General features: G+C 67.9%; 1 protein-coding gene. It reads right to left on the bottom strand.

Translation table 11 applies throughout. The features are described 5' to 3' along the window. Window positions 1–22: 22 nt before the first annotated feature. Window positions 23–1,273 (bottom strand): IS110 family transposase, encoded by a 1,251-nt coding sequence (locus tag ACFWPS_RS53950; protein WP_383721913.1) that lies wholly within the window; start codon window positions 1,271–1,273, stop codon window positions 23–25. Window positions 1,274–1,833 lie beyond the last annotated feature (560 nt).

Genomic DNA, 1,833 nt, shown 5'->3' with positions numbered 1-1,833 from the left:
AGACACCTCACGCGGCTAAGTGTCAAGCTGCGGTGGCAAGTTGGGTTGGGAACGCGGTCTGTTCGTCGAACAGTTCGTGTTTCTGGAGGCAGTGGTAGAGCTGGCCGATCATGCGGTTGAAGAGGTTGCGCTGGGCGGCCGCGTGCCAGTCTCCATGTTCGTCGCGGCGTCGCCGGTAGTGCGCCTTGGCGCCGGGTGAAGCGGTGATCGCGGAGAATGCCCAGAGGTAGCCGACGTGGTTGAGCCGGTCGTTCTTGACCCACCGGCGGGTGATGCTCGACTTCTTTCCGGAGGCCCGCGTGATGGGCGAGGAGCCCGCATACGCTTTCAGGCCGCGAGCGTGGTCGAACCGTGTGCGGTCGTCCCCAATCTCGGCGAGTACCCGGGCGCCGAGCTGGGTGCCGAGCCCGGGGAAGCTCAGGATCACGTCAGCGTCCGGGTGCTGACAGAACGCCTCCTCCACCGCCCTGGCGAGGTCGTCGGTGGCGACACAGGCGGCCTCCAGCTGGCCCAGAAGGGCGAGCATCTGCTGGCCGAGCGCATCCTCGACCAGGGGCGGCTGGTGGGCGAAGTCGCCGCGGAAGACTTCACGGATCCGCTCGGCCTCGGCCTCGATGCCGCGTTTACGGCCGGCTCGCTTGAGTGCGCCAGCGATCTGCGGACGGGTCAGTTTCGCGGCCCTGCCCGGGGTCGGCGCGGCCTTGAGGAGCTCGCGGGCTTCGGGCCGGCACAGGCCGTTCTGCCAGGTCGCGAAGGCGTCCAGAGCGGCAAGGTAGTACTCGCGCAGCAGGGAGCGGAGCTGGTTGGCCATCTGCTGTCGGTTCCAGGTGGCGTCCTGCTGGGCACGAGCAAGGACGGCGATGGCGCGGGCCAGATCGCTGTCGCCTGGCAGGGGCCGGTGGGCGTGCATATCTGTGCGCAGGATGTTCGCCAGGACCAGGGCGTCGCCGGGGTCGGACTTCTTGCGCGAGACGCTGTGCCGGTCGCGGTAGCGTGCGGCAGCCAGCGGGTTGATCGCGAATACCTGCCGCTTGCCGGTGCGCAGCACCGCGACCAGCAGGCCGCGAGAGGTCTCGATGGCAACCGGGATCGGATTCTCCTCGGTGTCGCCGAACTCGGCGAGCAGATCCAGCAGGAGCTTGTAGCCCGCCGCGTCGTCGGTGATGTGACGCTTGGCCCGTAACTCGCCTCTGTCGTCGACCAAGGCGACGTCGTGTGTCTTCTCGGCCCAGTCGATTCCGCAGTAGATCAAGATGTTCCCTCCCCATGGCACGGTTGTCTGTGCTGGTCACGAGCACATGCGGGCCACGCAGCGACCTAATTCCAGGACTCGGCCCACCGGGCTGGTCCGCCACCTCACTAGCCGTTCGTGGCACCAGCGCACCACGCGGGCCTCGGTCTGTGCGGGAGCTCGGACGGCTCGGGCGTATCGAGAGGTCACCGTGTGGTGGGCTCGCACCACAGCACCAACGAGTGAGCAAGACAAGGGGTGTTGACGCTCGACGGCGCCGGGCATCGCCGCTCTGCACGGAGGCATCGTGGCCAGGTAGAGCACAGGCGTCCGCCCGGCGCCCACGAGCGCCAGCCCCTCGCTTTACGGTGGTGGCCGCGAGGACGCCGAACGCCGCCGCTCTGTTGTGAGACGTCGAGGCCAGGGCCTCCTGAGGCGTCCGTCCGACAGCCCACGCGACCACCACCATGAGCATCGGGGCCCACACCGCTCTCAGTGGAGGCTTCAACGGCCCGGGTCCAGAAAGGCGTCGTAGCCCCGCGCTCGAACAGCCCGGCGAGAGTGTGGTTCCCGCTACTGGAGCTGTTCACAAGGAATTAGGG

Origin of the sequence: Streptomyces sp. NPDC058457, assembly GCF_042720695.1 — a bacterium.
Taxonomy (GTDB): Bacteria; Actinomycetota; Actinomycetes; order Streptomycetales; family Streptomycetaceae; genus Streptomyces.
The sequence above is the reverse complement of the archived record's forward strand: the minus strand, read 5'-3'. Positions and strand labels throughout refer to the sequence as shown.